General features: G+C 74.3%; 12 protein-coding genes. 3 read left to right on the top strand and 9 right to left on the bottom strand.

Annotated elements, in window-relative coordinates; translation table 11 throughout:
• The first annotated feature begins 11 nt into the window (after positions 1 to 11).
• Complete coding sequence (locus ACSNOA_RS27155) at positions 12 to 1,505, top strand: SDR family oxidoreductase (protein WP_436662628.1); 1,494 nt, start codon at positions 12 to 14, stop codon at positions 1,503 to 1,505.
• Here ACSNOA_RS27155 and ACSNOA_RS27160 read toward each other — a convergent pair.
• The 4 genes from ACSNOA_RS27160 to prmC form a co-directional block, all read right to left on the bottom strand.
• Positions 1,480 to 3,591 carry a transglycosylase domain-containing protein gene (locus ACSNOA_RS27160; protein ID WP_436662629.1) on the bottom strand — a complete coding sequence of 704 codons (2,112 nt, stop codon included), beginning with the start codon at positions 3,589 to 3,591 and terminating at the stop codon, positions 1,480 to 1,482. The genes ACSNOA_RS27155 and ACSNOA_RS27160 overlap by 26 nt on opposite strands.
• A 111-nt stretch (positions 3,592 to 3,702) precedes the next feature.
• Complete coding sequence (locus tag ACSNOA_RS27165; RefSeq protein WP_436662630.1) at positions 3,703 to 4,314, bottom strand: phosphotyrosine protein phosphatase; 612 nt, start codon at positions 4,312 to 4,314, stop codon at positions 3,703 to 3,705.
• Positions 4,315 to 4,956: an L-threonylcarbamoyladenylate synthase gene (locus ACSNOA_RS27170; protein WP_436663393.1), complete on the bottom strand. Its 642-nt coding sequence runs from the start codon at positions 4,954 to 4,956 to the stop codon at positions 4,315 to 4,317. It lies immediately after the preceding gene.
• Positions 4,956 to 5,903: a peptide chain release factor N(5)-glutamine methyltransferase gene (prmC, locus tag ACSNOA_RS27175; RefSeq protein ID WP_436662631.1), complete on the bottom strand. Its 948-nt coding sequence runs from the start codon at positions 5,901 to 5,903 to the stop codon at positions 4,956 to 4,958. The genes ACSNOA_RS27170 and prmC overlap by 1 nt, the downstream gene beginning before the upstream one ends.
• Before the next feature lie 73 nt (positions 5,904 to 5,976).
• Between prmC and ACSNOA_RS27180 the strand changes: the two genes are divergently transcribed.
• Positions 5,977 to 7,527 (top strand): GGDEF domain-containing protein, encoded by a 1,551-nt coding sequence (locus ACSNOA_RS27180; RefSeq protein ID WP_436662632.1) that lies wholly within the window; start codon positions 5,977 to 5,979, stop codon positions 7,525 to 7,527.
• Between the two features lie 21 nt (positions 7,528 to 7,548).
• On the opposite strand, the gene prfA is transcribed toward ACSNOA_RS27180, so the two are convergent.
• A complete protein-coding gene (prfA, locus tag ACSNOA_RS27185) occupies positions 7,549 to 8,637 on the bottom strand; it encodes a peptide chain release factor 1 (protein ID WP_436662633.1) in 1,089 nt (362 codons plus the stop codon).
• 122 nt (positions 8,638 to 8,759) lie between these two features.
• On the bottom strand, positions 8,760 to 8,984 hold the full coding sequence (gene rpmE, locus ACSNOA_RS27190) for a 50S ribosomal protein L31 (RefSeq protein WP_436662634.1): 225 nt from the start codon (positions 8,982 to 8,984) through the stop codon (positions 8,760 to 8,762).
• A 314-nt stretch (positions 8,985 to 9,298) separates the two neighbouring features.
• Here rpmE and ACSNOA_RS27195 point away from each other — a divergent pair, with 314 nt between their 5' ends.
• On the top strand, positions 9,299 to 10,195 hold the full coding sequence (locus ACSNOA_RS27195; protein ID WP_436662635.1) for an AAA family ATPase: 897 nt from the start codon (positions 9,299 to 9,301) through the stop codon (positions 10,193 to 10,195).
• A 49-nt stretch (positions 10,196 to 10,244) separates the two neighbouring features.
• On the opposite strand, the gene ACSNOA_RS27200 is transcribed toward ACSNOA_RS27195, so the two are convergent.
• The 3 genes from ACSNOA_RS27200 to thrB all read right to left on the bottom strand — a co-directional run bounded on the left by ACSNOA_RS27200 (position 10,245) and on the right by thrB (position 17,729).
• Positions 10,245 to 13,742: a phosphodiester glycosidase family protein gene (locus ACSNOA_RS27200; RefSeq protein ID WP_436662636.1), complete on the bottom strand. Its 3,498-nt coding sequence runs from the start codon at positions 13,740 to 13,742 to the stop codon at positions 10,245 to 10,247.
• Between the two features lie 699 nt (positions 13,743 to 14,441).
• Positions 14,442 to 16,490: a transcription termination factor Rho gene (rho, locus tag ACSNOA_RS27205; protein ID WP_436662637.1), complete on the bottom strand. Its 2,049-nt coding sequence runs from the start codon at positions 16,488 to 16,490 to the stop codon at positions 14,442 to 14,444.
• 294 nt (positions 16,491 to 16,784) lie between these two features.
• Positions 16,785 to 17,729: a homoserine kinase gene (gene thrB, locus ACSNOA_RS27210; RefSeq protein WP_436662638.1), complete on the bottom strand. Its 945-nt coding sequence runs from the start codon at positions 17,727 to 17,729 to the stop codon at positions 16,785 to 16,787.
• Positions 17,730 to 17,759 lie beyond the last annotated feature (30 nt).

Here is a 17,759-nt window from a genome sequence, read left to right on the forward strand (position 1 = left end):
GACTGGAACCCGTGAGATGCCTGGTCACCGGCGCGACGGGATACATCGGCGGGCGGCTGGCGCCCCGACTGCTGGCCGACGGCCACGAGGTGCGGTGCCTGGCCCGCCACGCCGGCCGGCTGCGCGACGTCCCGTGGGCGTCGGAGGCGGAGGTCGTGGAGGGCGACCTGCGCCGGCCGGAGACGCTGCCGGCCGCGTTCGCCGGCGTGGACGTGGCCTACTACCTGGTGCACTCGCTGGGGCAGGCCGGCTTCGAGTCGGCCGACCGGGAGGCGGCGCAGGCGTTCGCGGCGGCGGCCCGGGAGGCCGGCGTACGCCGGATCGTCTACCTGGGCGGCCCGGAGCCGGCGCACGACGGCGGCAGCACGTCGGCACACCTGCGCTCCCGCGCCGAGGTGGGGCGGATCCTGCTCGACAGCGGCGTGCCGACGGCGGTGCTCCGGGCCGCGGTCATCATCGGGTCGGGCTCGGCCTCGTTCGAGATGCTGCGGTACCTGACCGAGCGGCTGCCGGCCATGACGACACCGCGCTGGGTCCGCAACCGCATCCAGCCGATCGCGGTCCGGGACGTGCTGCGCTACCTGGTCGGCTGCGCCGACCTCCCGGCGGAGGTCAACCGCGGGTTCGACATCGGCGGGCCCGAGGTGCTGACCTTCCAGGACATGATCCAGCGCTACGCCCGGGTCGCCGGGCTGCGGCGGCGGATCATCCTGCCGGTCCGGCCGCTGAGCCCGGCGCTGTCGTCGTACTGGGTGGGGATGGTGACCCCGGTGCCGAACGCCATCGCCCGGCCGTTGGTGGAGAGCCTGATCCACGAGGCGGTCGCCCGCGAGCACGACATCGCCGCGTACGTCCCCGACCCGCCGGACGGGCTGACCGGCCTCGACCGGGCGCTCGAACTGGCCCTGACCCGGGTGCGGAACGCCCAGGTGGAGACCCGCTGGTCGACGGCGAGCGTGCCGGACGCCCCGGCCGAGCCGCTGCCCAGCGACCCGTCGTGGTCCGGCGGCACGGCGTACACGGACCTGCGCGAGCGGATCGTCGACGCGCCGCCGGAGGCGCTGTGGCGGGTCATCGAGGGTGTCGGCGGCGAGCACGGCTGGTACTCGTTCCCGCTGGCCTGGTCCATCCGCGGCTGGCTGGACCGCCTCGTCGGCGGGGTGGGGCTGCGCCGCGGGCGGCGCGACCCGCACCGGCTCCAGGTCGGCGAGGCGCTGGACTTCTGGCGGGTCGAGGAGATCGAGCCGGGGAAGCTGTTGCGGCTGCGCGCCGAGATGCGGCTGCCCGGCCGCGCCTGGCTGGAGATGCGGGCGCTGCCCGCCGACGGCGGACGCAGCCGCTACCAGCAGCGGGCCGTCTTCCTGCCGCGCGGGCTCGCCGGGCACGCCTACTGGGGCGCCGTCACGCCGTTCCACGCGGTGATCTTCGGGGGCATGGCCCGCAACATCGCGCGCGGCGCCGAACACGACGGCGGGTCGGTCAGTTCCCCGTCCGGGCGCCGGTGACCTCGAACGCGGTCCGCTCGCTGGGCGGCACGAAGTCACGTACCGGCTGGTCGCGCAGGCCGAACGAGAGCACCTCGCCGACGGCCTCCACGAGGCGGGCCTGCACCGCCTGACCGACGGCGTCCCGTGGATCGTCCGGGTTCGCCGCCATCGAGGCGACCGCGAGCTGCGGGGTGAAGGCCACCACCGTCTCCGTCTCGTACCCCTCGGAGCTGCCCGTCTTGCCGGCCACCGGCCGGCCCAGCCGGGAGCGCAGCCCCTCGGCCGTGCCGCCGTCGCACCGGCCGTACATCGACTGGTCGCCCACCGGGCAGCGGGCCGCGTCGGCGGCCGCCCGCGCCACGTCGGTGTCCAGCACCTGGCGGCAGTCCGGTTTCGCGGCCGTCACCGGCCGCCCGGCCGAGTCGGTGATCGACACCACCGGCAGCGGCGCGCACCAGGTCCCCTCCGCCGCCACCGTGGCGTACGCGCCGGCGAGGTCGAGCGGGGTGGTGGCGGAGACGCCCAGGGTGAACGGCCCCCAGTCCTTGGCGCCGTAGCGGGCCAGCCGGGCGTCGGAGTCGGCCCGGAACACGATGCCGAGCCGCTCGGCCATCTCGACCACCCGGTCCGCGCCGACCCGCTCGGTGAGCCAGGCGAAGTACGTGTTGACCGAGCGGCCGAACGCGGTCCACATGCTCTGCCGGCCGTCCATCGACGCCGAGGCGTTCTGCGGGCACCAGCGGCCGTCGCAGCTCGCCGGTCCGGTCACCGGGAAGCGGGTCACGAGGCGGCCGGGCGCGTCGTACTCGGTCTGCAACGGCAGCCCGGATTCGAGCGCGGCGAGCATCGTGAAGAGCTTGAACGTCGAGCCGGCCTGGTATCCGTCGATCGTCCCGCCGCCCGCCACCAGCTGGTTGACCGTGTTCGGGCGGTTCTTCTGGCCGGCCGGATTCTCGCCCACCCCGTAGGTGCGGTTCACGGCCATGGCGAGCACCCGTCCGGTGCCGGGCTGGAGCACCGCGGTCGGCGCCGTCCGCCGGTCCGTGGTGCCGTAGATCCGCGACACCTGTTCGACGGTGGTGCGTTGGACGGCCGGGTCGAGCGAGGAGACGATCGAGAAGCCGCCCCGGCGGAGCGTGCGCTGCCGCTCGTCGGCCGTGGCGCCGAACGCCGACTGGTCGCTCCACCAGCGGGTGAACCAGTCGCAGAAGAAGCCCCAGTCGTTGTGCTCCTCCGGCACGGCGGTGCAGTCGTTCGGCGTCTCGCTGGGACGCAGGTTCAGCGGCTCCGCCTTGGCCCGCGCCGCCTGCTCGGGCGGGACCTGGGCGGTCTCGACCAGCCGGTCGAGCACGTACGCCCGGCGCGCCAGCGCGGCGTCGGCGTCACCGTTGATCGGGTCGTCGGTGTGCGGTGAGCGCACCAGCCCGGCCAGCATCGCGGCCTCGGGCAGGGTGAGGTCGGCGGGCGACTTGGAGAAGTACCGCTTGCTCGCGGCCGCGATCCCGTACGCCCCGGCCCCGAAGTACGCGATGTTCAGGTAGCGGGACAGGATCTCCTCCTTGTCCAGCTCCCGCTCCAGCGCGAGCGCGTAGCGCATCTCCTGCACCTTGCGCGCGGTGGACACCTCGGTGGCCGCCCGGCGCTGCCCCTCGGAGAGCCGCGGGTCGCTGCTCAGCACGTTCCGGACGTACTGCATGGTCAGCGTCGAGGCGCCCTGCCGGGTCTCGCCGTCGCGCTGGTTGACCGTGAAGGCCCGCGCCACACCTCGCAGGTCCACCCCGCTGTGCTGGTAGAACCGGACGTCCTCGGCGGCCACCATGGCCTGCCGCATCACGGGGGCGACCTCGCGCAGCGGCACGTCCACCCGGTCCTCCTGGTAGAAGGACGTGATGAGGGTCGTGCCGTCGTTGGCGTAGAGGTTCGAGCGCTGCGCCGTGGGCGGCGTCCGCAGCGTGTTGGGCAGCTCCGAGTAGGGCGTGGAGAGCGCGCTGAAGCCGATCCCGAACACCAGCGCCACCGGCAGCGCGGCCCCCGCCAGCACCAGACCGGCCAGGAGGCCGGCGATCAACACGGTCAGCACTTTGTCGAGATGGACCCGGATCATCAGCTCTCCCCGCAGGAGCCGGTCACGCTAGGACCCGTTCAGAATGACCCGGAATGCCCCGTTCGCCGCCGGTTTTCCCCAAACCCGCAGGAAATTCGCGAGGGCGGACAGTCAGGGCAGGAGGGCGGCCGCGAGCGGCCGCACGGTCTCCTCGATCTCGTCGGCCACCCGGCTGAAGCACTGGTCGCCCCGACCCCACGGGTCGTCCAGGTCGTCCGTGGCCAGCGGGGCCGCGTCCCGGCGGGCCGCGTGCGCCGCCGCCACCAGAGCCACCCCGCGCTCGTACACGGCCTCCGGGCTGCCCTCCGCCGGCGGCAGCGCGGCGTCGTCCACCGCGCCCAGCAGCCGGCCGAACTCGCCCAGCACGAACGTGCGCGCGGCCGCGTCGGGCCGCAGCGCCACCACGTACTCCTGCTGGTCGGCCGTCGCGGTGAGGACGAGGTCGGCGGCGTCGATGTGGTCCGACCGCAGCTTGCGGGCCGCGAAGCCCGTCACGTCACCGCCCCGCGACGTGACCTGCCGGGCCGCGGGCGGGTTCATCTCCTCACCGGCGTGCCACCCGCCGGTGCCCGCGCTGTGGCTGTGCACCAGCTCGTCGACGCCGGCCGGGTCGAGCCCCCGCCGGGTCAACCGCTCCCGCACCGCCAGGACGAGCAGCCGCTCGGCCATCGGGGACCGGCAGATGTTGCCCATGCAGACGTGCAGGACGGTGAACGGCGGCACCTAGGCCCCCTCGACGATGTCCGGCACCACGTCGCGCAGCTTCTCCATCGGGATCGCGCCCTGACGCAGCACCTGCGGCACATCGCCGGTGAGGTCGACGATCGTGCTCGGCACCGGATCCGGGCAGGGGCCCGCCTCCAGGTACGCGCGGACCGAGTAGCCCAGCTGGTCGCGGGCCTCCTCGGCCGTGAGCGCGGCCGGCTGCCCCGTCTTGTTGGCCGACGAGACGGCCATGGGCCCGGTCTCGCGCAGCACCTCGAGCGCCACCGGGTGCAGCGGCATGCGCACGGCCACCGTGCCGGTCTTGTCGCCGAGATCCCACTGGAGGCTTGGCGAGTGCTCGACCACGATGGTCAACGCGCCCGGCCAGAACGCCTCGACCAGGTCGCGGGCGGTGCGGGGCAGCGAGAGGACCAGCCCGTCGAGGGTGTGCCGGCTGCCGATCAGCACCGGCGGCGGCATGTGCCGGCCCCGGCCCTTGGCGTCCAGCAGCGCCTTCACGGCGTACGGGGTGAACGCGTCCGCGCCGATGCCGTAGACGGTGTCCGTCGGCAGGACGACGAGTTCTCCGTTCTTGACCGCCTCGATGGCCGCGGCGATGCCGCGGTCCCGGTCGGCGGGCGACCGGCAGTCGTAGAGCATCACGAGGAGCCAGTCTGCCACGCCGGCCCCGCGTCCGGTCGACGGCCGTCCGACCGGCGGGACGCGGTCGCGAAGCGGGGCCGCCCGGTGAGGTCCCGGTGGGCCGTGACGGCGGTGAACCGGCCGTCGGCCACGAGGAGCGCCGGCACGTCCGCGGCGTGCGTGTCGTCGTGCTCGACGCCGAACGCCCCGCCGGGACGCAACAGCGCTGCCGCACGGGTGACCACCGGGCGGATCACGGCGAGGCCGTCGACACCGCCGAAGACCGCCTCCGCGGGGTCGTACCCGGCCACCTCCGGCGCCACCACCGTGTCCGCCGGCACGTACGGCGGGTTGCACAGCAGCACGTCCACGCGCCCGACCAGATCCTCCAGCAGCTCCGGCGCCGTGACGTCCGCCTCGACCACCTCGACGGGCCGGTCCCCCGCCGCGGCCCGGGCCGCCGCGTTGCGGCGCAGCCAGCGCAGCGCGTCCGGTGAACGCTCCACCGCCACCACCCGGGCCGACGGCAGCTCCTGGGCGACGGCGAGCGCGATCGCCCCGGAGCCGCTGCACAGATCCACCACCAGCGGCGCGTCCCGGCCCCGGCCCTGCTCGATGCCCCAGCCCGCGAGCAGCTCGGTCTCCGGCCGGGGCACGAAGACGCCCGGCCCGACGGCCAGCTCGAGGCGCCGGAAGGCCGCGCTGCCCATGAGGTGCTGCAACGGCTCCCGGTGAGCCCGGCGGGCGACGAGCGCGTCGAAGGTGGCAAGCTGATCGCCGTCGAATCCGTCGGCCAGCGCCAGCCGGCCCCTCGGCACACCCAGCACGTACGCGGCCAGCAGCTCGGCCTCCGTCCGGGCCGCCCCCACACCGGCGTCGCCGAGGACCCGGGCCGCACGCGCCACGGCGGCCGAGGGTCGTTTCCGGTTCGCCCCTTCGGGGGGGTGTTGCGGCTCGATGGTCACGACATAATCATGAAGCGTCGCGGGTCACGTCACGAGCGGGTGCGTCGAGGCACACGCCGACAGGAGGTCGCTGGTGGGTTGGCTCGACCGGGTCGATGACCAGGTTGACGCGCTGACGCAGGCACGGGCGTTGCAGGAGGCCAGCCGGTCCGCCGAGGCGTACACCGTGCTGGAGGGCGTCCTCGCCACCACCACCGACCCCCGCTCCCGGGCCGACGCCCTCGTGCAGCGCCTATCCGCGCTGATCAATCTCGGCCGCACGGCCGAGTTCACCCGGGCCATCGAGGAGGCGTCCGCGGCCGTCCGCGACCTCGCCGAGCCCTACCTGCACGGGCATCTCAACGCGCTGGCCGCGCTCGCCGCCCACCACCAGGGCGCGCTCGACCGGTGCGTCACCCATCTCGTGAAGGCCGCCCGCGCGCTGAGCGCCGTCGAGGACCCGGACCGGGACACGGCCTGGGGCTGGCACGACCTCGCCATGGCCTACTCGTACCTCAGCTTCCACGGCTACGCGCTCGGAGCCATCGAACGCGCCCGGCAGCTCGGGCTCGCGGCCGGGATCCCCGAGGAGACGTTCGCGGCGCCCGGCATCCGGCTGCGCAACGCCGTCGCGCTCGACCACAACGGCGACAGCGACGGCTGCCTGCGGGTGCTGCGCGACGTGGCGACCGACCTCGGGCGGTTCCTGCGCGCCGGGCGGGCCGGCCGGCTGCGCCCCAGCAGCCTCGCCGCGTACGGCTATGCGGCCGCACGCCGTGCCGCGCTCGGCGACCGGCTCGACAGCGGTTCCGAGGCCGACCCGGCGCGGCTGCTCGCCCACGGCGGCGACAGCGCACGGGCACGCGACATGCGCGACCTCGGAAACGTCTGCCTCGCCATCGCGGCGGGCCGGCCGATCGAGGCGGTGGCCCGGCTCGACACCGTCCGCGTCTCCAGCGAGACGCTCGGCGCGGCCGAGCCGGCGCGCCTGCGCAGCATCGCCCTGTCCCGGGCCGGCGACCACGCGGCGGCGCACCGGGCCGACCGGCTGGCCTTCCGGCTCGCCGCGCAGCGCAACGACCGGCTGCGCGACGTCTACATCGACGGCATCGCGGCGCGGATCGACCACGAGGAGATGCGGCGGGAGGCCGCCCGCTACGAGGGCGAGGCGCTGACCGACCCGCTGACCGGGCTGCCCAACCGCCGCCGGCTGGAACGCTACATCGCGAGCGTGGTCGCCCGGGGCGAGCCGGTGGTGATCGGCGTCTGCGACCTGGACGGTTTCAAGGCCGTCAACACGCGGCACGGCCACCACTCCGGCGACCTGGTGCTCCAGCGCATCGCCGGGGTGATCAACCGGGTGATGCGTCGCGGCGACTTCGTGGCCCGCTACGGCGGGGACGAGTTCGTGGTGGTGCTGCCCGGCGCCGGCATGGCGGAGGCCGCCGAGGTGGCCCGCCGGATCGGCGCCGCGGTGGCCGGCGAGGACTGGGAGTCACTGGTCCCCGGCACCCCCGTCGGCGTGAGCATCGGCTTCGCCGAGGTGTCCGGCACCGGGCCGGCGCTGCGCGACGCGCTCAGCGCCGCCTTCGAGATCGCCGACCGCGAGATGCTCCGCGCGAAGGCCCGCCCCCGCGCGTCCTGAGCCGGCGGTCGGCCCCGACCGTCAGCGACGGGCGAGCTCGGTGTCGCCGGCCAGGCGGGCGGCGCGGTCGGCCTCGGCCAGGGCGTCCAGCACGCCGTCCAGGTCGCCGGCGAGTGCCAGGTCCAGGTTGTACGCCGTGTAGCCGATCCGGTGGTCGGTGATCCGGTTCTGCGGGAAGTTGTAGGTGCGGATCCGCTCCGAGCGGTCCACCGTCCGCACCTGCGCCTTGCGCGCGTCGGAGGCCGCCGCGTCCGCCCGCTCCTGCGCCGCCGCGAGCAGCCGGGCACGCAGGATCCGCATGGCCTGCTCCCGGTTCTGGAGCTGCGACTTCTCGTTCTGGCAGGAGACCACGATGCCGGTCGGCAGGTGGGTGATCCGGACCGCCGAGTCCGTGGTGTTCACCGACTGCCCGCCGGGGCCCGACGAGCGGAAGACGTCGATCCGCAGGTCGTTCGCGTCGATGGTCACGTCGACGTCCTCGGCCTCGGGCAGCACCAGGACACCGGCCGCGCTCGTGTGGATGCGGCCCTGCGACTCGGTGACCGGGACCCGCTGCACCCGGTGCACGCCGCCCTCCCACTTGAGCCGCGACCAGACGCCGTTGCCGCCCTCGGGGACGCCCTTGGTCTTGATCGCCAGCGAGACGTCCTTCATGCCGCCCAGGTCCGAGTCCTGCGCGTCGATCACCTCGACGAGCCAGCCGCGCCGCTCGGCGTACCGGGTGTACATCCGCAGCAGGTCACCCGCGAAGAGCGCGGACTCCTCGCCGCCCTCACCGGCCTTGATCTCGACGATCACGTCCTTGGCGTCGTGCGGGTCCCGCGGGATCAGCAGCTCGGCCAGACGCTCCTCGAGCGCCGGCAGGGTCGCCCCGATCGACTCCGCCTCGGCAGCGAACGACGGGTCCTCGGCGGCCAGTTCCCGCGCCGCCGCCAGGTCGGCGCGCGCCTGCGCCAGCTCGCCCGCCGCCTTGTGCAGCGGCACCAGTTCGGCGTACCGCCGGCCGACCCGCCGCGCGGTGGCCTGGTCGGCGTGGATGGCCGGATCGGCGAGCCGCTTCTCCAGGGCCGCGTACTCGTCGAGGAGGGCGGCCAGTCGCTCGCTGCTCATGCTGCGGATGCTCCTTCGACGACGCGGGGGGGCGGACACGTCCCGCCGGGCGACGCGACAGGCGGGAATACGGACGGCGCCCGCGTCCGGCGGAAAACCGGACGCGGGCGCCGAACGAGGAGTTACTTGGCCTTCTTGGCCTGAACCTTGGCGTACTTCTGCTGGAACTTGGCGACCCGACCAGCGGTGTCGAGGACGCGCTGCTTACCGGTGTAGAACGGGTGGCAGGCGCTGCAGGTCTCGACGTGGATGGTGCCGCCCTTGGCGGTGCTGCGGGTCGTGAAGGTGTTGCCGCAGGAGCAGCTGACCTCGGTGGTCACGTACTCCGGGTGGATGCCTGACTTCATGTCGCCTCGGTCCTTTCGTCGGTGGTCGCCGGGTCGCCGTCACCGCCCGCCACGTGGCGGGCTCGGGCGTGAACCGGAACCGGTGGCCGATTGACCAGTGTGCCATGGGCGCGGGCCGCGCCCGTCATCGGGCGGCACACCGATCCAGGGTCGGTAACGCACACCATCGGGTTGGCATTCCCGCCAGCCGGCGGGGCATTCACGCGGGACGCCGCCACGCCGGCCGCGTACCCCGCGCGGGGCACGCCGGGGGACACTTTCCGGCGGGAGACGGTGGCCGACGGCCGGAGCGACCACACGGAGGTGACAACGCGATGCCCCGCCTGATCGCGACCCGGGGCCTGCCCGCGTCGGGGAAGACCACTTTCGCCCGTACGCTCCAACCGTCCGTGGTCCGGGTCAACCGGGACGACATCCGCCGGATGCTGCACGGCGAACGGCTCTTCACGCAGTGGGCCGAGGCGCAGGTGACCACCGCCCAGCGGGCCCAGGTCGAGGCGCTGCTGCGCGCCCGCGCCGACGTGTGCGTCGACGACACGAACCTGCGCTCCCGCACGCTGCGGGACTGGGCAGAGCTGGCCGCCCGCCACGGCGCCGAGTTCGAGGTCCACGACTTCACGGACGTGCCGTTGGACGAGTGCCTGCGCCGCGACGCCGAACGTCCGGAGGCGGACCGGGTCGGCGAGGCCGCCATCCGCCGGCTGCACGAGCGCTACCTTGAGGGGCGCACCCTGCCACTGCCCGTCCCGCAGGCCCGCACCGGCCGTCCCGCGCGGGTCCAGGCGCCGAGCGGCGGGCCACCCGAGATCGTCCTCGTGGACATCGACGGCACCGTCGCGCTGAACGTCTCCCGCAGCCCGTACGACATGACGCGCGTCGGCGAGGACCGGCCCAACGAGGCGGTGATCGCCGCGGTCCGCGCGATGCACGCGGCCGGGTACGACGTGGTGTTCTGCTCGGGACGCGACGCCTCGGCCCGCGCCGACACGGTGGCGTGGCTGGAGCGGCACGTCCGGGTCCCGTACCGTGCGCTGCACCTGAGGGCGGTCGGCGACTCCCGGAAGGACTCGGTGGTCAAGCGCGAGATCTACGAGCGGGAGATCCGTGACCGCTACCGGGTCGTCGGCGTCTTCGACGACCGGATGCAGGTGGTCCGGATGTGGCGGTCCCTCGGCCTCACCGTCTTCCAGGTGGCCGAGGGCGACTTCTGAGCGACCCGGCGGGACGGGCGCCCGGTCGACCGGGGGCCCGTCCGCGTGCTCAGGCCGCGGCGCGCGCTCTCGTGGTGACGGTGGCGTCGGCGCGTACGCCGTTGACCGTCACGGCGAGCACGAGCGACGCGCCGGGACGCAACGCCACGAGCCGGCCGGTGTCCGGGTCGAACCAGGCCGCGTGCCACGGGCGCAGCCCGGTCACCGGGCCGACGTGCACGCTCGGCGAGGCGGACCAGTCGGCGCTCACGGGTGCGGCCACCGGAACGGTCCGCCCGCCCGGTTGGGTGAGCGTGGCCGTGACCGTCACCGGCGCGCCGACCGCCACGCTGGCCGGGGCCGTCACGGCGAGCCGGTCGGTGTGCGCGTGGACCTCGGCGTCCACCCAGCGCGGCCCCTCGGCCAGCGGGTTCCGCCGCGCCCGGTCGGCCTCGGCGGCGCTGACCGGGTCGACGCCGAACTCGGTCCAGCCCGTGAAGCCGCCCCGGTCCGCCGGGGTCGAGGGCGTCTTGCCGGAGTTGCCGTTGATGACGTACGGGACGCCGTCGACCCGCTCGGCGTGGAACGTGCCGACGTGCCCACCCACGAACAGCGCGCCCTTGCCGGTGCGGTGTTGGAAGTCGGCCAGCCACTGCTCCAGCAGCGCCGCCTCCTTGCGGTCGCCGAGCTGGCTCGCCTTGGCGGGGCTCGGATCGCGCGGCGGGTGGTGGTGCAGCACGACCACCGAGCCGACCGCCGGGTCCGTGGCCGCCGAGTCGAGCGCCTCGCGCAGCATCCGTACCTGGTCGAACCCGCCGCCCCGCAGCGAGCCGGTGGACGAGTTCAGCGTCACGAAGCGGGTGCCCCGGTGGTCGAAGACCCGCGAGGTGGCGCCGAACGCGGCCTCGAAGTTGCTGATCGGCGCGCCCATGATCTCGTGGTTGCCCGGCACGTAGTACCAGGGCAGGTCGTCGCCCAACTCCTCGTCGAGCAGCCGTTTCGCGAGCGCGAAGTCCTCCGGGTACGCCGTGTCCACGAGGTCACCGTTGATCACCAGGAAGTCCGGCTTCGCCGCCCTGATCTCCCGCAGTGTCCGGCGGGCCTGCGCGACGAGGTCGCTGTCCGGGTCGGCCGCCACGAACTGCGCGTCCGACATGACGGCGAAGCGCCACGGCGCGCCGTCGACCGTGCCGTCGCGCACCACCACCCGGTCGGTACGCGGCTCCTCGGCCGGCGCGTCCACCGACGGCGGCACCTTCGCCACCAGGTCGTCGATGACGATCTCACTGGTGTACTGCGCGGCGGCGTTCGTCTCCGCCACGTAGAAGCGCCGCACCCGCACCGGGTACTGCACGCCGGCCGGCACCGCGAACTCGACGTAGCGCCAGCCGGTCCACGTGATGTACGGCCCGCGCAGCACGTGCTGGGTGTCCTGCGCGTCGTGCAGGTGCAGGCTCGGCCACTCCCCCCGACCGTTGCCGTAGATCCACATGCCGAACGCCTGCGGCTGACCGGGCACCTCGATCCAGGCCGGCGGGTCCGCGTACGCGGCGCGGGTGCCGGTCGACTGGCTGAAGTCGTACGCCAGCTTCAGGCCCGTGCCGGTGTGTCCCGGCGCCGGCGCCACGGAGCCGCTCGCCCGTGCCTGGCTGAATTTCCAGGCGGACGCGTCCTCGAAGTCGGCCACCGGCTGGTCGGTCAGCCCCACGGTGACCGGGACGACGGTGCTCTGGCGTCCGACCCGGACGGTGACCAGCCCGGCGCCGGTGTCCCGCAGGGCGGTCACCGCGAGGTTGCCGTCGGCGGTGGGGGTGAGGCGCAGCAGCTCGTGGTCGTACTCGAGGTCGAGGTCGGCGGGCTCGACCGGCGCCGTGTTCCCCTCGGCGTCGTAGCCCACCACACCGAGCAGGGCGCTGCCGTCGCGGCCGGTGAGACCGACACGCTCCACAGTGGAGTCGATCCGGGCCAGCGGGCCGAGCACGGTGAGGTCGAGACCGCCGCTGGCCGGGCCCCGGCGAGCGGTGACCGTCGCGGTGCCGGGCAGCAGCGCGTGGAAGACGCCGGCACCGTCGACCCGGCCGTGGAGCGCCGGCTCGACCCGCCAGGTGGGCGAGCCGGCCGCCGGGCCGTACGTCTCGTCGTGGCCGGCCGCGGTGAGCCGCCGGGTGAGCCCGGGGAAGACCCGGTCGGGGCGGCCGCCGCGGACGGGCGAGACGCCGGGCGCGGCCGTCGGGTCGCTCGCGGTCTCCACCCAGTAACCGGTCAGGCGCCCGCTGCCCTTCGGGGCGTAGATGGCGAGGCCGTTCGGGACGGGCCGCTCGGAGCCGTCCGACGGGCTGTTCTCGACCGTGACCGCGGCGGCGCCCGGCTCGCGGGCGAGCAGCGTGGACGAGCCGCCACCATCAAGGTTGAGCGCGGTGTACGCACCCAGCTCGGTCATCATCCGGCCCATCTCGGTCTGGGTCACGCCCCGGCTGTCGACCTGGCGACCGTCCACCGTCAACATGATCATCTTGCGACCGTCGGCGGTGAAGCCGACCGCGGTGCGCGGGGCCAGCGACGCGTCGGCGATCGTCTGCACCACGCCGTCGCGGACCAGCACGTTCCCGCCACCGACCGCGGCGTGCAGGGCGCTGCCGTCGGACGGCTTCGGCAGCCACGTCACTCCCACGGGGTCGCCCGGCCGCAGCCCGGCGAGGGCGTCGGCGCCGGCCTCCCGGCCGAGCAGGACGGTGGTGCCCGCGGGGATCGGCCCGCTGCCCGCCGCCGGGCTCACGCTGGCCACCCGGCCGTCGACCACGGCGACCTCCGTGACGCGCGCCGCGCCCTCCACGGCCCGCTCCCGGGTGTACGTCCCCCAGAGCGCGGTGAACGCGCCGATGCCGCCCGCCTGGACCATGTTGTTGAACTGGGTGAGCGTGACCGGACCGCCCGGCAGGGTGGCCGTGCCGTCGAAGTTCACCTCGATCACCCGGCCGATGCCCTCGGTGGTCACGGCCACCGCGTTGCGATGCCCGCTCACCGCGGACTGGATCAGCTCGCCGTCGCGGATGCCGACGCCCTGCGCGGCTCCCGAGTTGTTGACGTCGAAGAAGTCGCCGTTGACCGCAGCCACGGCCCGGGTCCGGTCGACGGCGGCGCGCAGCGGCTCGGCCCGGCTCACCGCCCCCGAGTTGACGTAGTCCACGGTGACCCCGCCCGTGAGGTCGGCGGTGATGGCGTCGGCGCGCAGCCAGCCGTCGGCGTCGTACCGGTCGAACGACGTGAGCTGCACCCCCGGAGCGACCGGCCGCGTCGTGCGGGCGGTCTCGATGCCGTCGGCCGGCTCGACACCGGCGGCGGCGGACGCTGCCGCCGGGGCCAGCGTGAGCGGCTCAGCGGCCTGGGAGGAGGCGCGCGGCCCATCCTCGGCGAGGGTGCCGGTCGGGCCGGTGGTCGCGGGCGCAGTGGCCGCGGGCGTGGTGGGCGCGGCGGTCGACGGCGCGGCGGTGGCCGGGAGTGGGCCGGCCAGGGCGAGCAGCGGCGTCAGCAGCAGGACGCCGGCGAGGGATCGTCTGCGGGTGCGCATGGACGACAGTCAACCCGACGGTGAACAGAAGTTTCAATACCTGACGCTTGAACTGAAAGAAAACTGCATCCTGGGGCCCCGGCCTGCCGTCGCCCGCAGTCCCTCCGCGCGGTCGCGCCGGCGGACCTGGCCCCAGCCCCTCCGCGCGGTCGCGCCGGCGGACCGCCGCCCCGACGGCAATCGCCGCTCCGGCCGGACTGGCCACTCCCGGCGACCCCCGCCTTCCGCCGCCCGGGGGTTGGGCGGTCCCGCAGTCCCACGGTCCGGCAGCTCGGCGGGTTCGCAGCCACGAACCGGCACGACCCCCGCCGCCACGCCTACTCAGCGCAACGAACCACCGAACAAGCGACACACCCCTTTGCCTCCTTTGCTCTGCACCCACATGCGCACCAGGAACAGTCCGTGAGCGGTGCAGATAGGGGTGCAGAGCAAAGGGCGAGAGGAGGGTAGGTGGGACTTGGACGCCGTCGACGCGAACCCGCTGGTCAGCGCCGGAAACCCAGGGTGACCCGCCGTCGACGGCGGTGGGCCGCGCCGATCTTGAACACGGAGAGTGCATCTTTCCTTGAGCGGCGTCAGTCTCACCGAGAGTGACGGTCCGCCTGCCGGCACACGGCGGCCCGGCACACGACGGCGCGGCACACGACGAAGGGCACGGCCGGACGGCCGTGCCCTTCGTGGATCCTCAACCGGGAGAGGTCACTCCCCCGGCGTCGACTTCGCGATCTGCATGAGGAACTCGATGTTCGTGCGGGACTGCTTGAGCCGGTCCAGCAGCAGGTCGAGCGCCGCCTGCGAGTCCAGCGAATGCAGGACCTTGCGGAGCTTGTGGATGATGGCCAGCTCCTCCGGCGCGAGCAGGATCTCCTCCTTACGCGTGCCGGACGGGTGGATGTCGATGGCCGGGAAGGTGCGCTTGTCGGCGATCTTCCGGTCCAGCTTCAGCTCCGCGTTGCCGGTGCCCTTGAACTCCTCGAAGATGACCGTGTCGGCCATCGAGCCGGTCTCGACCAGCGCGGTGGCGAGGATGGTCAGCGACCCGCCGTTCTCGATGTTGCGGGCCGCGCCGAGGAACCGCTTCGGCGGGTACAGCGCCGTGGAGTCGATACCACCCGACATGATCCGGCCGCTGGCCGGCGCCGCCAGGTTGTACGACCGACCGAGCCGGGTCACGGAGTCGAGCAGCACGACGACGTCGTGCCCCAGCTCGACGAGCCGCTTCGCCCGCTCGATCGCCAGCTCCGCCACCGTCGTGTGGTCCTGCGGCGGACGGTCGAACGTGGCCGCGATGACCTCGCCCTTCACCGAACGCTGCATGTCGGTGACCTCTTCGGGCCGCTCGTCCACCAGCACCACCATGAGGTGGCACTCCGGGTTGTTGTGCGTGATCGCGTTGGCGATGGCCTGCAGCACCATCGTCTTACCCGCCTTCGGCGGGGACACGATGAGCGCCCGCTGGCCCTTGCCGATCGGCATCACCAGGTCGATCACCCGGGTCGTGAGGATGTGCGGCTCGGTCTCCAGCCGCAGCCGCTCCTGCGGGTACAGCGGAGTGAGCTTGTAGAACTCCGGCCGCCGGCGCGCCTCCTCCGGCTCCATGCCGTTGATGGTGTCCAGCCGGACCAGCGGGTTGTACTTGTCGCGCCGCTGCTCGCCGTCGCGGGCGGCGCGCACCGCGCCGGTGATCGCGTCTCCGCGGCGCAGGCCGTACTTCTTGATCTGAGACATCGACACGTACACGTCGTTCGGGCCGGCCAGGTAGCCGGTGGTCCGGACGAAGGCGTAGTTGTCGAGCACGTCGATGATGCCGGCCACCGGAACGAGCACGTCGTCCTCGCCGACCTGCGGCTCGCGGCCGCCCTCAGCGCCCTCGGAGCGCTCGCCCCGGCCACGGCGGCGGTCCCGGAAGCGGCTGCGCCGGCCGCGCCGGCCGCCGCCCTCGCCGTCCTCGTCGCCGTCGCTGTCCCGCTCGGCGCGCTGGCCCCGCTCGTTGCGGTCGCCGCGCTCGGCCCGCTCGGCACGCTCGTTGCGGTCACCGCGCTCGGCCCGCTCGTTACGGTCGCCACGCTCGTTGCGCTCGCCCCGCTCGTTGCGGTCACCGCGCTCGGCCCGCTCGCCACGCTCGGCCCGCTCGGCCCGCTCGGCCCGCTCGGTCCGCTCGGCCCGCTCGCCACGCTCGGCCCGCTCGCCGCGGTCCGCCCGCTCGCCACGCTCGGCCCGCTCGCCGCGGTCCGCGCGCTCGGCCCGCTCGTTGCGGTCGCGCCCACCGCGGCCCTCGCCCCGGTCGGTACGCTCGCCGGCCTCGGCCTCCTCGGTGCGTGCCTCGGTGGCCCGCGCCTCGGCGACGGCCCCCCGGCGCCGGGTCCGGCCGCGGCCCTCGGTCTCGACCGTGGCCTGCTCGGCCGGCTGCTCGCCGGTGCGCCGCTCGGCCTCCGGCCGCTCGGTGGTCTCCCGGACCTCGGCGTGCACCTCGTCGCGGGCGGGAGCGGCCGCGGCCGCGACCTCGGCCCGCGGTCGAGGGGTCCCGGCGGCGGCGCCGCCCTGCCGCTCGGAAATGGCGCTGATCAGCTCGCCCTTGCGCATGCGAGCCGTGCCGGAGATGCCGAGCGACGCGGCCAGGCTCTGGAGCTCTGGCAGCAGCATCGCCGACAGACCGGTGCCGCTACGCCGACGACGGGCGGGAGCGGCGGTGGTGGCTTCGCCAGCGACGTTGGAAACATCCGACGTCACGTCGGTGGTGTCGCTCAATGGATTCCTTCCCTCGATAGGCCGGGACTGCCCGGAGTCGACAAGCAGGTGGCCGGGCGGCCTCGGTGCACCCGCCTCGCATGAACGCGTCGCGGGAGTCTGTGACACAGCAGCCGGTCGGTTTCCCGACTCACCAGCATCGGTGAGCAGGTCTCGCCGTCTGCGGCGACCTGTGGAAACTGCGGTGCGGCGTGGGCCTTGGCAGGGGTGACGGGCTGACCGCCGAGAGCTTCGGGGGTGCGCCGACCCGCAGGAGATCGCATGCTTCGCGGCTGTGCTAGGTCTAGAGCGTAATCAACTCTTCCGACCTGCGGCAACAGGGTCCCGCTCGGCGTGTCCAAGTCTACCCCGGGCAACCCGGGCGCCGCTGACATCTATCGGCAACCGCCAGAACTGCCAGTCTGTTCCCGGGTCGAAGCCCTCCGGCAGGTCGCTGAGCGCCAGCACGCTGGGGCCCGCCCCACTGACCACAGCCGCCACACCCGCCGCACGCAACGCGTCGACCAGGGCGGCCGTGCCGGGCATGCCGGGGGCCCGATAGACCTGGTGGAGCCGGTCGACGGTCGCCGGGAACAACATCGCGGGATCGGCGGTCAGCGCGTGCACCAGCAGGGCGGCGCGACCCGCCGTCAACGCGGCGTCGCCGTGCGGCACGGTGGCCGGCAGCGCCGCCCGGGCGGCGGCAGTCAACCCTCGCTCGGCCGGCACGAAGACCGTCGGCCGGACGCCCTCGGCGACCCGGCGGGTGACGGCGCGGGCGCCGCCCGGCTCCGTCCACGCGAGGGTGAAACCGCCCAGAAGGCACGGCGCCACGTTGTCGGGGTGGCCCTCGATCTCGGCGGCGAGCCGGAGCACGGCCGCGTCGTCGAGGCGGCGCTGACCGTCGGACACCAACGCGCGGCCCAGCAGCACACCGGCCACGATCGCCGCGGAGGAGGAGCCCAGCCCGCGCGCCTGTGGGATGCGGTTGACGCACTCCACGACGAGCCCCGACGGCCGCCCGCCGAGCCGGTCGAAGGCGGCACGCATGGCCCGGACCACGAGGTGCCGCTCGTCGCCGGGCAGATCCCCGGCGCCCTGGCCGTGGACCGTCACCCGCACACCGGCCGGCGCCACCTCGGCGGCCACGTCGTCGTGGAGCCCGAGGGCCAGCCCCAGCGCGTCGAAGCCCGGGCCCAGGTTGGCGCTCGTGGCAGGCACCCGGACCCGGACCGGCCCCACGGTGAAGTTCGTCGGCACGGGCTCATGCTAGGGCCGCCATCCGACGGT

This window comes from Micromonospora sp. URMC 103 (genome assembly GCF_051386435.1).
Classification (GTDB): Bacteria; Actinomycetota; Actinomycetes; order Mycobacteriales; family Micromonosporaceae; genus Micromonospora.

Coding starts and splice junctions, on each gene's coding strand:
- prfA (WP_436662633.1), bottom strand. CDS start 8,637: ATGAGCAGCGAGCGACTGGCCGCCCTCCTCGACGAGTACGCGGCCCTG.
- ACSNOA_RS27195 (WP_436662635.1), top strand. CDS start 9,299: ATGCCCCGCCTGATCGCGACCCGGGGCCTGCCCGCGTCGGGGAAGACC.
- rpmE (WP_436662634.1), bottom strand. CDS start 8,984: ATGAAGTCAGGCATCCACCCGGAGTACGTGACCACCGAGGTCAGCTGC.
- ACSNOA_RS27170 (WP_436663393.1), bottom strand. CDS start 4,956: ATGCTCTACGACTGCCGGTCGCCCGCCGACCGGGACCGCGGCATCGCC.
- ACSNOA_RS27200 (WP_436662636.1), bottom strand. CDS start 13,742: ATGCGCACCCGCAGACGATCCCTCGCCGGCGTCCTGCTGCTGACGCCG.
- ACSNOA_RS27160 (WP_436662629.1), bottom strand. CDS start 3,591: ATGATCCGGGTCCATCTCGACAAAGTGCTGACCGTGTTGATCGCCGGC.